This window comes from Streptococcus infantis (assembly GCF_047460825.1).
Classification (GTDB): domain Bacteria; phylum Bacillota; class Bacilli; order Lactobacillales; family Streptococcaceae; genus Streptococcus; species Streptococcus infantis_V.
This window is the reverse complement of sequence record NZ_JASHFO010000038.1, coordinates 1-13,955: the sequence shown is the minus strand read 5'-3', so window position 1 is coordinate 13,955 and position 13,955 is coordinate 1. Positions and strand designations below refer to the sequence as shown.

General features: G+C 40.6%; 13 protein-coding genes, 1 tRNA gene, 1 rRNA gene and 1 pseudogene. 13 read left to right on the top strand and 3 right to left on the bottom strand.

Features of this window, described 5'->3' with window-relative positions; genetic code table 11:
• The first annotated feature begins 243 nt into the window (after positions 1 to 243).
• The 3 genes and pseudogenes from QM911_RS09045 to QM911_RS09035 all read left to right on the top strand — a co-directional run bounded on the left by QM911_RS09045 (position 244) and on the right by QM911_RS09035 (position 2,707).
• Positions 244 to 960, top strand: a pseudogene (locus QM911_RS09045) (ABC transporter ATP-binding protein).
• 1 nt (position 961) lies between these two features.
• Entirely contained in the window at positions 962 to 2,044 is a 1,083-nt protein-coding gene (locus QM911_RS09040) for an ABC transporter permease (protein WP_006154045.1), read from the top strand.
• Positions 2,045 to 2,083: 39 nt separating this feature from the next.
• Positions 2,084 to 2,707, top strand: a complete 624-nt coding sequence (locus QM911_RS09035) for a TetR/AcrR family transcriptional regulator (RefSeq protein WP_049508119.1) — start codon at positions 2,084 to 2,086, stop codon at positions 2,705 to 2,707.
• Between the two features lie 162 nt (positions 2,708 to 2,869).
• On the opposite strand, the gene QM911_RS09030 is transcribed toward QM911_RS09035, so the two are convergent.
• From QM911_RS09030 to QM911_RS09020, 3 genes are all read right to left on the bottom strand, one after another.
• On the bottom strand, positions 2,870 to 3,073 hold the full coding sequence (locus QM911_RS09030; protein ID WP_006153995.1) for a CsbD family protein: 204 nt from the start codon (positions 3,071 to 3,073) through the stop codon (positions 2,870 to 2,872).
• Between the two features lie 116 nt (positions 3,074 to 3,189).
• Entirely contained in the window at positions 3,190 to 3,822 is a 633-nt protein-coding gene (locus QM911_RS09025) for a DUF421 domain-containing protein (RefSeq protein ID WP_006154046.1), read from the bottom strand.
• Positions 3,819 to 4,271: a DUF3290 family protein gene (locus QM911_RS09020; RefSeq protein ID WP_414313789.1), complete on the bottom strand. Its 453-nt coding sequence runs from the start codon at positions 4,269 to 4,271 to the stop codon at positions 3,819 to 3,821. Before QM911_RS09020 ends, QM911_RS09025 begins: the two co-directional genes overlap by 4 nt.
• A 191-nt stretch (positions 4,272 to 4,462) precedes the next feature.
• Between QM911_RS09020 and QM911_RS09015 the strand changes: the two genes are divergently transcribed.
• The 10 genes from QM911_RS09015 to QM911_RS08970 all read left to right on the top strand — a co-directional run.
• The gene (locus QM911_RS09015) at positions 4,463 to 5,227 is read left to right on the top strand and encodes a nucleoside phosphorylase (protein WP_414313788.1); all 765 of its coding nucleotides are present in this window, start codon (positions 4,463 to 4,465) and stop codon (positions 5,225 to 5,227) included.
• A gap of 32 nt (positions 5,228 to 5,259) precedes the next feature.
• Positions 5,260 to 6,639 (top strand): TrkH family potassium uptake protein, encoded by a 1,380-nt coding sequence (locus tag QM911_RS09010; protein ID WP_414313787.1) that lies wholly within the window; start codon positions 5,260 to 5,262, stop codon positions 6,637 to 6,639.
• Positions 6,640 to 6,652: 13 nt separating this feature from the next.
• Positions 6,653 to 7,318, top strand: coding sequence for a potassium channel family protein (locus tag QM911_RS09005; RefSeq protein WP_414313786.1), 666 nt, complete (start codon positions 6,653 to 6,655; stop codon positions 7,316 to 7,318).
• Between the two features lie 156 nt (positions 7,319 to 7,474).
• Positions 7,475 to 10,144, top strand: coding sequence for an SSURE domain-containing protein (locus tag QM911_RS09000; RefSeq protein WP_414313785.1), 2,670 nt, complete (start codon positions 7,475 to 7,477; stop codon positions 10,142 to 10,144).
• A 123-nt stretch (positions 10,145 to 10,267) separates the two neighbouring features.
• A complete protein-coding gene (locus QM911_RS08995) occupies positions 10,268 to 10,966 on the top strand; it encodes a response regulator transcription factor (protein ID WP_414313784.1) in 699 nt (232 codons plus the stop codon).
• Positions 10,963 to 12,015: a sensor histidine kinase gene (locus tag QM911_RS08990; protein ID WP_414313783.1), complete on the top strand. Its 1,053-nt coding sequence runs from the start codon at positions 10,963 to 10,965 to the stop codon at positions 12,013 to 12,015. Before QM911_RS08995 ends, QM911_RS08990 begins: the two co-directional genes overlap by 4 nt.
• Positions 12,016 to 12,209: 194 nt before the next feature.
• The gene (gene rpsD / locus QM911_RS08985) at positions 12,210 to 12,821 is read left to right on the top strand and encodes a 30S ribosomal protein S4 (protein ID WP_000092756.1); all 612 of its coding nucleotides are present in this window, start codon (positions 12,210 to 12,212) and stop codon (positions 12,819 to 12,821) included.
• Positions 12,822 to 13,026: 205 nt separating this feature from the next.
• Positions 13,027 to 13,491: a sigma-70 family RNA polymerase sigma factor gene (locus tag QM911_RS08980; RefSeq protein ID WP_414313782.1), complete on the top strand. Its 465-nt coding sequence runs from the start codon at positions 13,027 to 13,029 to the stop codon at positions 13,489 to 13,491.
• Positions 13,492 to 13,563: 72 nt separating this feature from the next.
• Positions 13,564 to 13,635, top strand: a tRNA-Glu gene (locus QM911_RS08975).
• A 241-nt stretch (positions 13,636 to 13,876) separates the two neighbouring features.
• Positions 13,877 to 13,955: ribosomal RNA gene (locus QM911_RS08970) — 16S ribosomal RNA — on the top strand; the annotation flags it as partial.

The following is a 13,955-nucleotide window of genomic DNA, read 5'->3' as shown; positions in this document are numbered from 1 at the left end:
AAGCTCCTTGAAGCTATGACCTTGATTCCTAAGTGAATAGATCTGAACTTTATCCTCATAAGTTAATTTCATAATAAAATACCCCCAAAGTTAGATTTTTTCTGTCTAACTTTGGGGGTGCAGTTCAGAAAGAGAAGGGAGATTTTTTTCAACTATCAACTTTCAACTTGACAAGTGAGTGGATACTCACTATAATAGTTTTATATTTCAAAAGTGAGTAAATACTCACCTAGGAGGATTCAAATGAAAAAATTGTTACATTTAAAAGATTTAGAAAAATCTTTTGGTCGTCAAATGGTCTTAGATCACGTTGGTTTTGATTTACAGCCTGGAGAAATCATTGGTCTAATCGGTCCATCAGGTGCTGGTAAATCAACTATGATTAAAACCATGCTAGGAATGGAAAAGGCGGATAGCGGTATCGCTTTAGTCTTGGACCATACTATGCCAAATCGTCATATTTTAGGTGATATTGGCTATATGGCTTAGTCTGATGCTCTTTATGAGGCCTTGTCAGGTCAAGAAAATCTAGAATTTTTTGGTCAGCTAAAAGGGCTATCCAAAAGAGATCTGACAGCTGAAATTGCCCATGTGGCTCAAGTTGTGGATCTGACAGAGCATTTGAATAAAACGGTATCCGGTTATTCTGGAGGAATGAAGCGACGCTTGTCTTTAGCCGTCGCGCTTCTGGGGAATCCTCAGCTCTTGATTTTGGACGAACCGACAGTTGGAATCGACCCTTCTCTTCGAAAGAAAATCTGGAAAGAATTATTCGCGCTTAGAGACAATGGGGTAGGGATATTAGTTACTACCCATGTTATGGATGAAGCAGAGTTAACGGATAAGGTCGGCTTATTATTAGGTGGAAAAATCATTGCTTTTGATACACCGCAACACTTAAAAGATAGTTATCAAGTTTCAAGTATTGAAGAAGTCTTTTTGAAAGCAGAAGGAGAGTAAGATGAGAACCATTGCTATTGCTAAAAAAGTTATCAAAGAATTGCTTCGTGACAAACGAACCTTGGCTATGATGTTTGTAGCGCCGGTATTTATTATGTGGCTGATGAACCTCATGTTTTCAGCTAGTACAACCGTGAATGTCAAGTTAGCGACACAAGATCTACCAACTGGTTTGGTAACAAAAATGGATGAGCTCGATCATGTGGACGTCGAGACTTATCAAGACTTAGATCAGGCTAAAAAAGCTCTAGCTGACGAGAAAGTAGATGCAGTCATATCGTATAAAGATGGTGAGTATCAGGTCGACTACGCAAATACGGATGCTTCTAAAACAACTATGACACGACAAGTGTTACGAACAAGTATCGTCAATGAAGGCACCGATCAGTTATTATCTCGTGTCAAACAAGCTCTTCCACAATTGAAATTAGATGAAAAGGCGCCTGAAATCAAAGAATCTTACCAATATGGAGATAAAAATACTGGATTCTTTGCACGTATGATTCCAATTTTAATTGGCTTTGTGGTCTTCTTCTTTGTCTTTTTGATTTCTGGTATGGCACTGTTGAAAGAGCGAACAAGTGGAACCTTGGATCGCTTGTTAGCAACCCCAGTGAAACGTTCTGAAATCGTCTATGGCTATATGTTGTCTTACGGTATTATTGCGATTTTTCAAACGGCAGTTGTCGTTTTAGCAGCAATTTGGCTACTAGATGTAGAAGTTGTAGGAAATATTTTAAATGTTATAATAGTTAATGTGGTACTGGCTCTTGTAGCACTAGCTTTTGGAATTCTCTTGTCTACTCTAGCAAAATCAGAATTCCAAATGATGCAATTTATTCCTCTCGTGATTATGCCCCAACTTTTTTTCTCAGGAATTATTCCATTGTCATCCATGGGAGAATGGGCTCCAACTGTGGGGAAATTTTTGCCATTAACCTATTCTGGTGATGCAATAAGCCAGATTATTCTTTACGGACACAATCTTGGTGATATTTTGTCAAATCTTGGTGTTTTAATGATTTTCTTGATCATTTTAACAATTCTCAATATTGTTGGATTGCGTCGTTATCGTAAAGTTTAGAAATCAACATAAATAATGCTAAAAAGGTGTGAAGATTGGATGGATAAGACTGTTTTTGAATCGTTTGAAGATTACTTAGAAGAAGCGAATTACCCTCAAGGAAAGAAAAAAATCATGCAGGCAGCAGTGGATCTCATATCAACCAGGAGTTACCATGGGACCTCAACTCTTCACATAGCTGAGCGTGCTGGACTAAGCCAGGCAACTTTGTTTAAGTATTTTAAGACGAAGGATGATTTACTGACGGCTATTTTACATCCTGTAGTCCCAGGCATTCTCGGTAGTTTTTTTGAGGAACTCTTAGCTTTTGAAACGACAGAAGAGAGGGTTCGTTATCTCGTCCATAATCGTATGAGCTATCTCAAAAAAAATCGTGCCTTGATGAAAATCATTCTACAAGAGAGTTTTTCAAATAAAAAACTAAAAAATGAACAGATTTTTATCTGGAATGCTATTCAAGATAAACTTCGAGTGCTTCATAAGGAATTGCTAGCAGATCCACGTGTAAATCCAGAGATAACGATTCCTCAAATGGTTCGCATCTGTATAGGTCCATTGTTAGCTTACTTCTCTCAACTATATGTCGTTGGCGTCAATGGCGAAATGAGAGAAGAGGACTTAGGCTTATTGGAAAAACAAATCTTAGGTGGTTTGTGGAAATAGGAGGAGTATAGGAATTAGTTCTTTTTGCTTTAGGTTGAGCAACACATCATAAGAAGTATTTTCTAATATTAAAAAACATAATAATTTAAAGAAAAAACTCTTATCCCTAGCATATTAACAGCTTGGAATAAGAGTTTCTTATGTTATTAGGACGAGAAAGAATTATTCTCCGTCTTTTTTAAAGATGTTTTTTACGCCAGATACTGCACCTTCGACAGCTTCTTTTGCATCTTCAGCAACTTCTTTAGCTTTTGAAGCTACCTTTTCTGCAGCTCCTTCTGTTTGAGTTTTTGTATCGCCAGTTAGTTTACCAAAGCCTTCTTTAACAGAACCTTTAGCTTGGTTGAATTTTTCTTCGATTGACATGGGGGATACCTCCGTTAATTTTTTGTATTATCTAAATTACATCAGATATTGGTTTAAGTATATACCCTTTTATGCTAAAAAGCAAAAAACTGATACGAAAAGCATCAGTTTATTTTTTAATAGGTTACAACATTCAATTGACCTTTATCATATTCAGCGATAAAGATATTTGAGACTTCTTCGAAACCTTCTTCTTTCAATTTCTCAGTTAGCCACTCCTCGGATTTGCCAATGGTTTCTAGGATTTCAACTTGGACAACACCGTCTGTGATGACTGGGTACTTAGGATTTTCGTCACCCATTCTTACGACAATTAGTTGTCCGTTTTGCTCAATCACAGCTCTCTTGACATCCTTTAATTGAAAGATTCCTTGAGCGCGCAATTTAAGAGCAACATCAGCAGCAGCTAGACCTTTTGAGCGACAGGCTTCTGGATCTAATGTTCCATTTTTAATGATAATCGTAGGTTTTCCGTCAATCAGATGTTTAATGAAGGAAACATTGGTATTCAACCATTTGAGGAGTAAAATGAGAATAGTCCAAATAATGAGGATAACAATGTATTGGATGATGGTGATAGAACTATTGTAGATAACCCCACCGATAATACCCCCAAGAACAAAGTTCTGGATTTGATCTACTGCAGAACTTGGTGCTAAATTTCCTTTACCTGTTACGTTAATAACAAAAACAAGAGAAAGTAGCCCCAAGGCTAATTTAATTGCAATCGTAGCAAAAAAGCTTATCATTTTTCAACCTCCACGAGTTCAACATCTGATTTATAGAGTTCCATTTTTTCTAATAAATAGCTATCTTGGTCAGTCCCGCTAATGGCACGATAAAAATTGTTGCCAACCTTAATAATCGCCCCATCAGTCACTGCTGATGTGTTGACATAAACATTTTTCTTATCAACACCTAACTCTTTTGATACAATTTCGATGAAGTGCAAGGAACTACGAAATTGATTATCATTGGATTGGTTGTTTTGAAGATTCGTAATGCTTATCAAAACGAATGCGATTAAGGTCAAAATAGAAATGAGCGATAATTCACGGAACTTGCTCCCTTTTTTATCTTTGAAAGCTTTAAATGCAAAAAATCCAGTCACGATAAGCAGTAAAGCTGATACGATAATCATGGCCCAATTCTGTTGACTGATCTGACTGAGCACATAGTCATAGGAATAGAATTTCATAAGATTTCTCCCTTTTTCAAATTCAATCTATTATAAGATAATTCCTAAGCTATAGCAAGTTTATTATGACGAAAAAAGCATTTAATTGTTGTTTCCTACTTAAGGTAGGTTTTTTCTGATTTGACTTAGGCTTCCGTCTTGACTTTCGTTTTGCTTTTGTTATAATAGTACAAATTTAGAGGAGGTACTCTATGATTCAAAAACATGCCATTCCTATTTTAGAGTTTGATGATAATCCTCAGGCAGTCATCATGCCAAATCACGAAGGATTAGATTTACAGTTGCCAAAGAAGTGCATCTATGCATTTTTGGAAGAGGAGATTGACCGCTACGCTCAGGAAGTAGGGGCGGAGTGCGTTGGGGAGTTTGTGTCTGCCACTAAAACCTATCCTGTTTATGTCATGAGTTACAAGGGTGAGGAAGTGTGTCTGGCTCAGGCTCCTGTTGGTTCTGCCCCTGCGGCCCAGTTTATGGATTGGTTGATTGGCTATGGTGTGGAGCAAATCATTTCCACTGGTACTTGTGGAGTCCTAGCCGATATAGAGGAAAATGCCTTTCTCGTTCCTGTTCGCGCTCTGCGAGATGAGGGAACCAGCTACCACTATGTAGCGCCTTCTCGTTATATGGATGTGCATGTAGAGGCTGTTTCTTCTATCGAGCAAGTTTTGGAACAACTAGGTGTCCCTTACGAGGAAGTTATGACTTGGTCGACAGACGGATTTTACCGAGAAACAGCTGAAAAAGTTGCTTATCGCAAGGAAGAAGGCTGCGTAGTTGTGGAGATGGAGTGTGCAGCTCTTGCGGCAGTAGCTCAGCTTCGCGGAGCAGTTTGGGGTGAGTTGCTGTTTACGGCAGATTCTTTGGCAGATCTTGATAACTATGACCAACGCGATTGGGGTGCAGAAGCTTTTGATAAGGCGCTAGGTCTCTGCCTTGAGATCGTTAGTCATATGTGAGTATTCTCAGATTTTTGTGGTACAATGTAGCTATGTTATTAAAATCAATTGTTGAAAAAATAAATACCATTCTAGGACGTTTATCACCCGCTCGGAGAATCTTTTTAAGTTTTGCTTTGGTTATTCTCTTGGGGTCTCTCCTTTTGAGTCTGCCATTTGCACAATCTCCAACATCTCATGCCGGTTACTTTGATCATTTATTTACAGCCGTATCTATGGTCTGTGTGACAGGACTTTTTACCTTATCTGTCGCTTCGACCTACAATGTCTGGGGGCAGCTGATCTGTATGTTCTTGATTCAGATTGGTGGTTTGGGTCTCATGACCTTTATCGGAATTTTCTATATCCAGGGCAAGCAAAAACTCAGTCTTCGAGGTCGAGAAACGATTCTGGAGAGCTTTAGCTTCGAAGAAACCCAGTCTCTGAGGGATTTTCTACGTTCCATCTTTTTGACGACTTTTTTAGTAGAAGGTTTAGGAGCCTTTCTGTTGAGTTTTCGTTTTATCCCCGAGTTTGGCTGGGGACGAGGTATTTTAACGTCTATCTTCTTGGCGATTTCAGCTTTTTGCAATGCTGGATTTGATAATTTTGGAAGTACGAGTTTGCTAGCCTTTCAGACAGATCCTTTGGTTAATCTAGTGATTGCGGGTTTGATTATCACGGGTGGTCTAGGATTTATGGTCTGGTTTGATCTAGCAACCCAGTTTGGGAAAAAGAAAAAACGCCGTCTTCGTTTTCATACCAAGTTGGTTCTCTTTTTAACAGCAGGAATTTTACTCTTTGGAACCGTATCGACTTTGTTAATCGAGTGGAATAATCCAGGGACCATTGGCAATCTTAGCGTACCTGATAAATTGCTGGTCAGCTTTTTCCAAACAGTCAGCATGAGGACGGCAGGTTTTGCTTCTATTGATTACACTCAAGCTAGACCTGTCACTTTGCTGATTTATATCTTACAAATGTTTCTCGGTGGAGCACCTGGTGGAACAGCCGGGGGGCTTAAAATCACAACCTTCTTTGTATTATTAGTATTTGCACGCAGTGAACTTTTAGGATTACCCCATGCTAATGTGGCTCGGAGAACGATTGAACCCCGAACCGTGCAAAAATCTTTCAGTGTCTTTATTATCTTCTTGCTAACTTTCTTGCTGGGCTTGATCCTGTTAGGGGTAACCGCAGAAGGAAATCCGCGCTTTATCTACCTCATGTTTGAAACAATTTCAGCTCTTGCTACGGTCGGAGTAACTGCAAATTTGACACCAGAATTAGGCAGATTAGCTCTCAGCATTATCATGCTATTGATGTTTATCGGACGAATTGGGCCACTGACGCTATTAGTCAGTTTGGCTGAATATCAACCAGATAAGAAAGACATGATTCATTATATGAAAGCTGATATTACCATAGGTTAAGAAAGGAAAGGCTATGTCAGATCGAACAATTGGAATTTTAGGTTTGGGAATTTTTGGGAGTAGTGTACTTACCGCTCTCGCTCAGCATGATATAAATATAATCGCCATTGACGACCATGAGGAGCGAATCAATCAGTTCGAACCAGTCTTGGTACGTGGAGTTGTTGGAGATATTACCGATGAAGAGCTCTTGCTCTCAGCAGGAATTGATACCTGCGATACAGTTGTGGTGGCAACTGGGGAAAATTTAGAATCTAGTGTGCTTGCAGTCATGCACTGCAAGAGTCTAGGAGTACCAACTGTTATTGCTAAGGTTAAAAGCAATACAGCAAAAAAAGTCCTTGAAAAAATTGGCGCAGATTCAGTTATTTCACCAGAATATGAGATGGGTCGTTCGTTGGCGCAGACTATTCTGTTTAATAATAGCGTAGATGTCTTTCAGTTGGACAAAAATGTCTCGATAGTCGAAATGAAAATTCCAAGGTCGTGGGCAGGTAAGAGTCTAAGTCAACTTGATCTTCGAGGACAATACAATCTCAATATCTTAGGTTTTCGCGACTATGAAAATGCTCCTCTAGACGTTCAGTTTGCTCCAAATGACTTATTAAAACCTGATACCTATATCATGGCAGTGATCAATAACCAATATTTGGATACCTTAGCAAGCCTCAGTGAGTAGACGAGGAATGACTATTCTTTTTTTCAACGACTATTGAGTCAATATAAGTATTTTATAAGAAGGATTTAAGAAAAATTTTAACTTTTTCTTAATCCTTTTTAATTTTAGGAGATTATACTAGAGCTATCAAAAAAAGAAAACTCTAAGGAGAATCCTATGAAATCCAATCCAAATCAGAGATATACTCGTTGGTCTATTCGCCGTCTCAGTGTCGGTGTTGCCTCAGTTGTTGTAGCCAGTGGCTTCTTTGTCCTAGTTGGTCAACCAAGTTCTGTGCGTGCCGATGTGGTCAATCCAACCCCTGCTCAAGTTGGGCCAGACGCAGATTCGGTGAGTGAAAAGAGCGACTTGCCAGCAGAGGTTCTCAAGAAAGCAGTTGATACAGCTCTTCCTTCAGAACAGGTAGACTCAACACCTAAAGCAAGCTTGGATGCTACGAGCTCTCCAGAAAAAGCGGACACAGATGCTAAAGATCCAGTAGTAGCACCAAAAGAAGAAGTGCAATCCCAAGCTGACTCTAAGAAACAAACAGAAGATGCAGTTAAACCTGTAGAAGGTCCTACGTCTACAGTTTCTGGACAAGACCGTGAAGCAAGTGAAGCTCAACCAGCAACCACCTCTGCTGAAGTTCAAAAAAGCGTGACTGATAATACCAAAGACACAGTTGATGTCCCAGCTACTTACTTGGACAAAGCCAATTTCCCAGGCCCATTCACAGCTGGTGTCAACCAAGTCATTCCATACGAATTCTTCGCTGGTGACGGTATGTTGACTCGCCTTATCTTGAAAGCGTCCGACAAGGCTCCATGGTCAGACAATGGCTCAGCCAAAAATCCTGCTCTTCCACCAGTAGAGAAATTGGGCAAAGGCCTTTACTTCTATGAAGTAGATTTGGCAGGTACTCAAGGAAAATCTGATAAAGACTTGTTAGACTTGTTAAAACAAAACGGCACTCAAAGCTATAAAGCAACTATCAAAGTGTACGGTGCAAAAGATGGCAAGGCCGATTTGAGTAATCTCGTAGCGACTAAGGATTTGGATGTCAACTTGAATGGTTTGACTACTCCAGCTGAAGTGCAAAAGGGTGTGGCTGACAATACCAAAAACACAGTAGATGTTCCAGCTTCTTACTTGGACAAGGCCAATTACCCAGGCCCATTCACAGCCGGTGTTAACCAAGTTATCCCATATGAATTCTTCGCCGGTGACGGTATGTTGACTCGTCTTATCTTGAAAGCCTCTGATAAGGCTCCATGGTCAGACAACGGTTCAGCTAAAAATCCCGCTCACCCACCAGTAGAGAATTTGGGCAAAGGTCTCTACTTCTACGAAGTGGATTTGGCTGGCACTCAAGGTAAATTAGATAAAGAGCTTCTAGACCTCTTGAAACAAAATGGCACTCAAAGCTATAAAGCTACTATTAAAGTGTACGGTGCAAAAGACGGCAAGGCTGATTTGACTAACCTAGTAGCGACTAAAGATTTGAATGTCAACTTGAACGGCTTGACCACTCCAGCTGAAGTGCAAAAAGGTGTGGCTGATAATACCAAAGACACAGTAGATGTTCCAGCTTCTTACTTGGACAAGGCCAATTTCCCTGGTCCATTTACAGCCGGTGTCAACCAAGTCATTCCATACGAATTCTTCGCTGGCGACGGTATGTTGACTCGCCTCATCTTGAAAGCCTCAGACAAGGCTCCATGGTCAGACAACGGTTCAGCTAAAAATCCCGCTCTCCCACCAGTAGAGAAATTGGGCAAAGGCCTTTACTTCTATGAAGTTGATTTGGCAGGTACTCAAGGCAAATCAGATAAAGAGCTACTTGACCTCTTGAAACAAAACGGCACTCAAAGTTATAAAGCTACTATTAAAGTGTACGGTGCGAAAGATGGCAAGGCCGATTTGAGCAATCTTGTAGCGACTAAGGATTTGAATGTCAACTTGAATGGCTTGACTACTCCAGCTGAAGTACAAAACGGCGTGGCTGACAACACCAAAGACACAGTAGATGTACCAGCCACTTATTTGGACAAGGCCAACTTCCCTGGTCCATTTATAGCCGGAGTCAACCAAGTTATTCCATACGAATTCTTCGCTGGCGACGGCATGCTGACTCGCCTCATCTTAAAAGCATCCGATAAGGCCCCATGGTCAGACAACGGTTCAGCCAAAAATCCGGCCCTCCCACCAGTAGAAAAATTGGGCAAAGGTCTTTACTTCTATGAAGTTGATTTGGCAGGTACTCAAGGTAAATCAGATAAAGAGCTTCTAGACCTCTTGAAACAAAACGGTACGCAAAGCTATAAAGCTACTATTAAAGTGTATGGTGCAAAAGATGGCAAGGCCGATTTGACAAATCTGGTAGCGACTAAGGATTTGACAGTGAACTTGAATGGACATCAGTCTCTTATTCCGATGCAGTCAGGTTTCGTTCCATCTTCTAATGGTTCAGCTATGCCGACTCCAATGATGAATAGTCATCAAGGTGCTTCTAATATGAAATCTCAAATGCCAGCTACTAGCCAGGATAAGATGATGCCTAGCAAAGAGCAGGATAAAACCATGAATGCTAGCCAGCTAATGGCAACACCAAGCATGAAACAAGATCAAGCAGCCTCAAGCAAAATGTCTGATGAAGGCAAGATGGCATCTAATAACAAGGTATCAAGTCCAATGATAGCTGATCAAATGAAAGACAAAAAAGACATGCTTCCATATACTGGTGAAGCACAAACCTCAATGGCTACTATTGGAGTCTTTGGATTAGCCTTGGCTGGACTGCTAGGTGGCCTCGGTTTGAAAGCTAAAAAAGAGGAAAATGACTAGTCTAGTTACAGAGTTTCTATCTAGGATTTGAAAAATCCAGATATGGTTTAGAATGTTCGTAAAGCGATTAAAATAGTGTTATACTATTGTAGTATAGCACTGTTTTTTTCAAAGGAGAGACAAATGGGAAAGACCATTTTACTCGTTGACGACGAGGTAGAAATCACAGATATTCATCAACGCTATCTGGTTCAGGCAGGATATCAGGTTTTGGTGGCTCATGATGGAGTAGAGGCTTTAGAAATCTTCAAGCGAAAACCGATTGATTTGATCATTACAGATATCATGATGCCTCGGATGGATGGTTATGATTTGATTAGTGAGGTTCAGTATCAATCTCCAGATCAGCCTTTTCTCTTTATAACGGCTAAGACTAGCGAGCAGGACAAGATTTATGGCCTGAGCTTAGGGGCAGATGACTTTATTGCCAAGCCCTTTAGCCCTCGTGAGCTGGTTTTGCGTGTCCACAATATCTTGCGTCGCCTTCATCGTGGAGGTGAGACAGAAATCGTCAGTCTCGGGGATTTACGGATGAATCACGGTAGTCATGAGGTTTCTATCGGAGGTGTATCGCTTGATTTAACAGTCAAATCCTTCGAACTTTTATGGCTTTTAGCCAGCAATCCAAAGCGGGTTTTCTCTAAGACAGATCTCTATGAAAAGGTCTGGCAAGAAGACTATGTGGATGATACTAATACCTTGAATGTTCATATTCATGCTCTTCGACAGGAGTTGGCTAAATATGCCAGTGCAGAAACGCCCACCATCAAAACCGTCTGGGGCTTGGGCTACAAAATTGAGAAAGCACGAGGTAGTCAATGAAATTAAAAAGTTATATTCTAGTGGGTTATATCATTTCAACACTCCTAACGATTATCGTAGTTTTTTGGGCGGTCCAGCGAATGTTAATTGACGAAAGAGAGATTTATTTCCTAGTGGGAATGACTCTCATGGCAAGTTTTGTTGGTGCTGGGATTAGTCTCTATCTCCTATCACCGGTCTTTACTTCATTGGGTAAACTGAAGGAACATGCCAAGCGAGTAGCGGACAAGGATTTTCCTTCAAATCTGGAGGTTCAAGGGCCTGTGGAATTTCAGCAGTTAGGGCAAGCTTTCAATGAAATGTCTCATGATTTACAGGCGACCTTTGATTCCTTGGAAGAAAGCGAACGAGAAAAGGGCTTGATGATTGCCCAATTATCGCATGATATCAAGACTCCCATCACTTCGATCCAAGCGACGGTAGAAGGGATTTTGGACGGGGTTATCAAGGAAGGAGAACAAGCCCATTATCTAGCAACCATTGGACGCCAGACAGAAAGACTCAATAAACTGGTTGAGGAGTTGAATTTTTTGACCCTAAATACAGCTAGAAATCAGGAGAAGACGACTGGAAAAGACAGCATTTTTCTGGATCAGCTCTTGATTGAGTGCATGAGTGAATTTCAATTTTTGATTGAGCAGGAGGAGAGAGATGTCCACTTGCAAGTTATTCCTGAGTCAGCTAGGATTGAAGGAGATTATGCCAAGCTTTCTCGTATCTTGGTTAATCTGGTCAATAACGCTTTTAAATACTCTGCTCCAGGAACCAAGTTGGAGGTAGTAGCTAAGCTGAAAAAGAACCAGCTTTCAATCAGTGTGACCGATGAGGGGCAGGGAATTGCCCCAGAGGACTTGGAGAATATTTTCAAACGCCTTTATCGTGTCGAAACTTCGCGCAATATGAAAACAGGTGGTCATGGCTTAGGTCTTGCTATTGCGCGTGAATTAGCCCATCAATTAGGTGGAGAAATCACAGTTACCAGCCAGTACGGCCTAGGAAGCACCTTTACCCTCCTTCTTAACCTTTCTGGTAGTGAAAATAAAGCTTAATCCCCCTTTACAAATCCAGCGATTCATGGTAAAATGGATTTTGTGTGAAATATCAGCAGGAAAGCATGAAGCTCGTCAACAGGTGTCTTATAATAAGTAACCTTGGCTGTTTAGGCGAAGGGCATCTGCACGAATCAGGGCTTTCTAAGTGACTATTTCCACCGAAATATTATTTATATCAGGAGGACATTCACATGTCACGTTATACAGGACCATCTTGGAAACAAGCTCGTCGCCTTGGCCTTTCACTTACAGGTACAGGTAAAGAATTGGCACGTCGTAACTACGTACCAGGACAACACGGACCAAACAACCGTTCTAAATTGTCAGAATACGGTTTGCAATTGGCTGAAAAACAAAAACTTCGTTTCACTTACGGTGTAGGTGAAAAACAATTCCGTAACTTGTTCGTACAAGCTACAAAAATCAAAGGCGGAATCCTAGGTTTCAACTTCATGCTTCTTTTGGAACGTCGTTTGGATAACGTTGTTTACCGTCTTGGCCTTGCGACTACTCGTCGTCAAGCACGTCAATTCGTAAACCACGGTCACATCCTTGTTGACGGAAAACGCGTTGATATCCCATCATACCGTGTAACTCCAGGTCAAGTGATCTCAGTTCGTGAAAAATCATTGAAAGTTCCAGCTATCCTTGAAGCAGTAGAAGCAACTCTTGGACGTCCAGCATTCGTATCATTCGATGCTGAAAAATTGGAAGGTTCATTGACTCGCTTGCCAGAACGCGATGAAATCAACCCAGAAATCAACGAAGCACTTGTCGTTGAATTCTACAACAAAATGCTTTAATTTTAAGATTTGTTTTACAAAAAGCCTACAACAGTGGGCTTTTTGCTTTGTCTGAAAATTAGACTATGAAAAACTAGCAAGTTTTATGTGAATTACAAACTCATAATCAATAACATTACAGACATGAAAAAACACAAGATAGGAACGACGGCCTCTCTTTCCGCCTTTCTCTGCTATACTACAAGCAGAGAAAGGGGGAAAGCAAATGCTTGAGAAGTATTATGCAAAGGTAAAAGGAATTGTTCATAAATGTAGAAAAGACTACTATCTCCATCTATGGGAAAAAGAGGATTGGGACCAAGAGGGCATGATCTGTCTTTATGAACTGCTTGAGGTCCATCCAGAATTAGTGGAAGAGGAAAAGAAACTCTACGTCTACTTCAAAACAAAATTCCGCAATCGAATCCTTGATAGCGTTAGAAAACAAGAGAGTCAAAAACGTCGCCTAGACCGGATGGCCTACGAAGAAGTAGGAGAAATTAGCCATCGCCTACCAGAAGGAGGATTGTGGTTGGATGATTACTACGCCCTTCATGAATTGTTGAATGCTTATAGAAGAAAATTACCAGAAGATAAACAAGAAGCCTACGAACGCCTCTGGGCAGACGAACGATTTAAAGGCCGCAAAGCCCTTCTCAGAGAGCTGAAGGAAACATTACAAGACTTCTAAAAAAAATTAAAAAAAGGTGTTGACAAAGTAAAAAAAGTCGGTATAATAGTAAGAGTTGAAAATAACAACTCCGGTCCGTTGGTCAAGGGGTTAAGACACCGCCTTTTCACGGCGGTAACACGGGTTCGAATCCCGTACGGACTATAGTATGAAGCAGTTGGAACACTGGATGAAAAAAATTAAAAAAAGTTTCAAAAAAGTGTTGACAAGCGAAAGCGGCTGTGATATACTAATATAGTTGTCACTTGAGAGAGGCAAGTGACAAAGACCTTTGAAAACTGAACAAGACGAACCAATGTGCAGGGCACTACAACTAAGGTTGTAGTACTGAACAATGAAAAAACAATAAATCTGTCAGTGACAGAAATGAGTGAGAACTCAAACTTTTAATGAGAGTTTGATCCTGGCTCAGGACGAACGCTGGCGGCGTGCCTAATACATGCAAGTAGAACGCTGAAGGAGGA

What these genes read in the sequence shown, in the direction of transcription:
- QM911_RS08980 (WP_414313782.1), top strand. Translation starts at nt 13,027, where the DNA reads ATGCTTGAGAAGTATTATGCAAAGGTAAAAGGAATTGTTCATAAATGT.
- QM911_RS09030 (WP_006153995.1), bottom strand. Translation starts at nt 3,073, where the DNA reads ATGTCAATCGAAGAAAAATTCAACCAAGCTAAAGGTTCTGTTAAAGAA.
- QM911_RS09015 (WP_414313788.1), top strand. Translation starts at nt 4,463, where the DNA reads ATGATTCAAAAACATGCCATTCCTATTTTAGAGTTTGATGATAATCCT.
- QM911_RS09040 (WP_006154045.1), top strand. Translation starts at nt 962, where the DNA reads ATGAGAACCATTGCTATTGCTAAAAAAGTTATCAAAGAATTGCTTCGT.
- rpsD (WP_000092756.1), top strand. Translation starts at nt 12,210, where the DNA reads ATGTCACGTTATACAGGACCATCTTGGAAACAAGCTCGTCGCCTTGGC.
- QM911_RS09010 (WP_414313787.1), top strand. Translation starts at nt 5,260, where the DNA reads ATGTTATTAAAATCAATTGTTGAAAAAATAAATACCATTCTAGGACGT.
- QM911_RS08995 (WP_414313784.1), top strand. Translation starts at nt 10,268, where the DNA reads ATGGGAAAGACCATTTTACTCGTTGACGACGAGGTAGAAATCACAGAT.
- QM911_RS09005 (WP_414313786.1), top strand. Translation starts at nt 6,653, where the DNA reads ATGTCAGATCGAACAATTGGAATTTTAGGTTTGGGAATTTTTGGGAGT.
- QM911_RS08990 (WP_414313783.1), top strand. Translation starts at nt 10,963, where the DNA reads ATGAAATTAAAAAGTTATATTCTAGTGGGTTATATCATTTCAACACTC.
- QM911_RS09020 (WP_414313789.1), bottom strand. Translation starts at nt 4,271, where the DNA reads ATGAAATTCTATTCCTATGACTATGTGCTCAGTCAGATCAGTCAACAG.
- QM911_RS09035 (WP_049508119.1), top strand. Translation starts at nt 2,084, where the DNA reads ATGGATAAGACTGTTTTTGAATCGTTTGAAGATTACTTAGAAGAAGCG.
- QM911_RS09025 (WP_006154046.1), bottom strand. Translation starts at nt 3,822, where the DNA reads ATGATAAGCTTTTTTGCTACGATTGCAATTAAATTAGCCTTGGGGCTA.
- QM911_RS09000 (WP_414313785.1), top strand. Translation starts at nt 7,475, where the DNA reads ATGAAATCCAATCCAAATCAGAGATATACTCGTTGGTCTATTCGCCGT.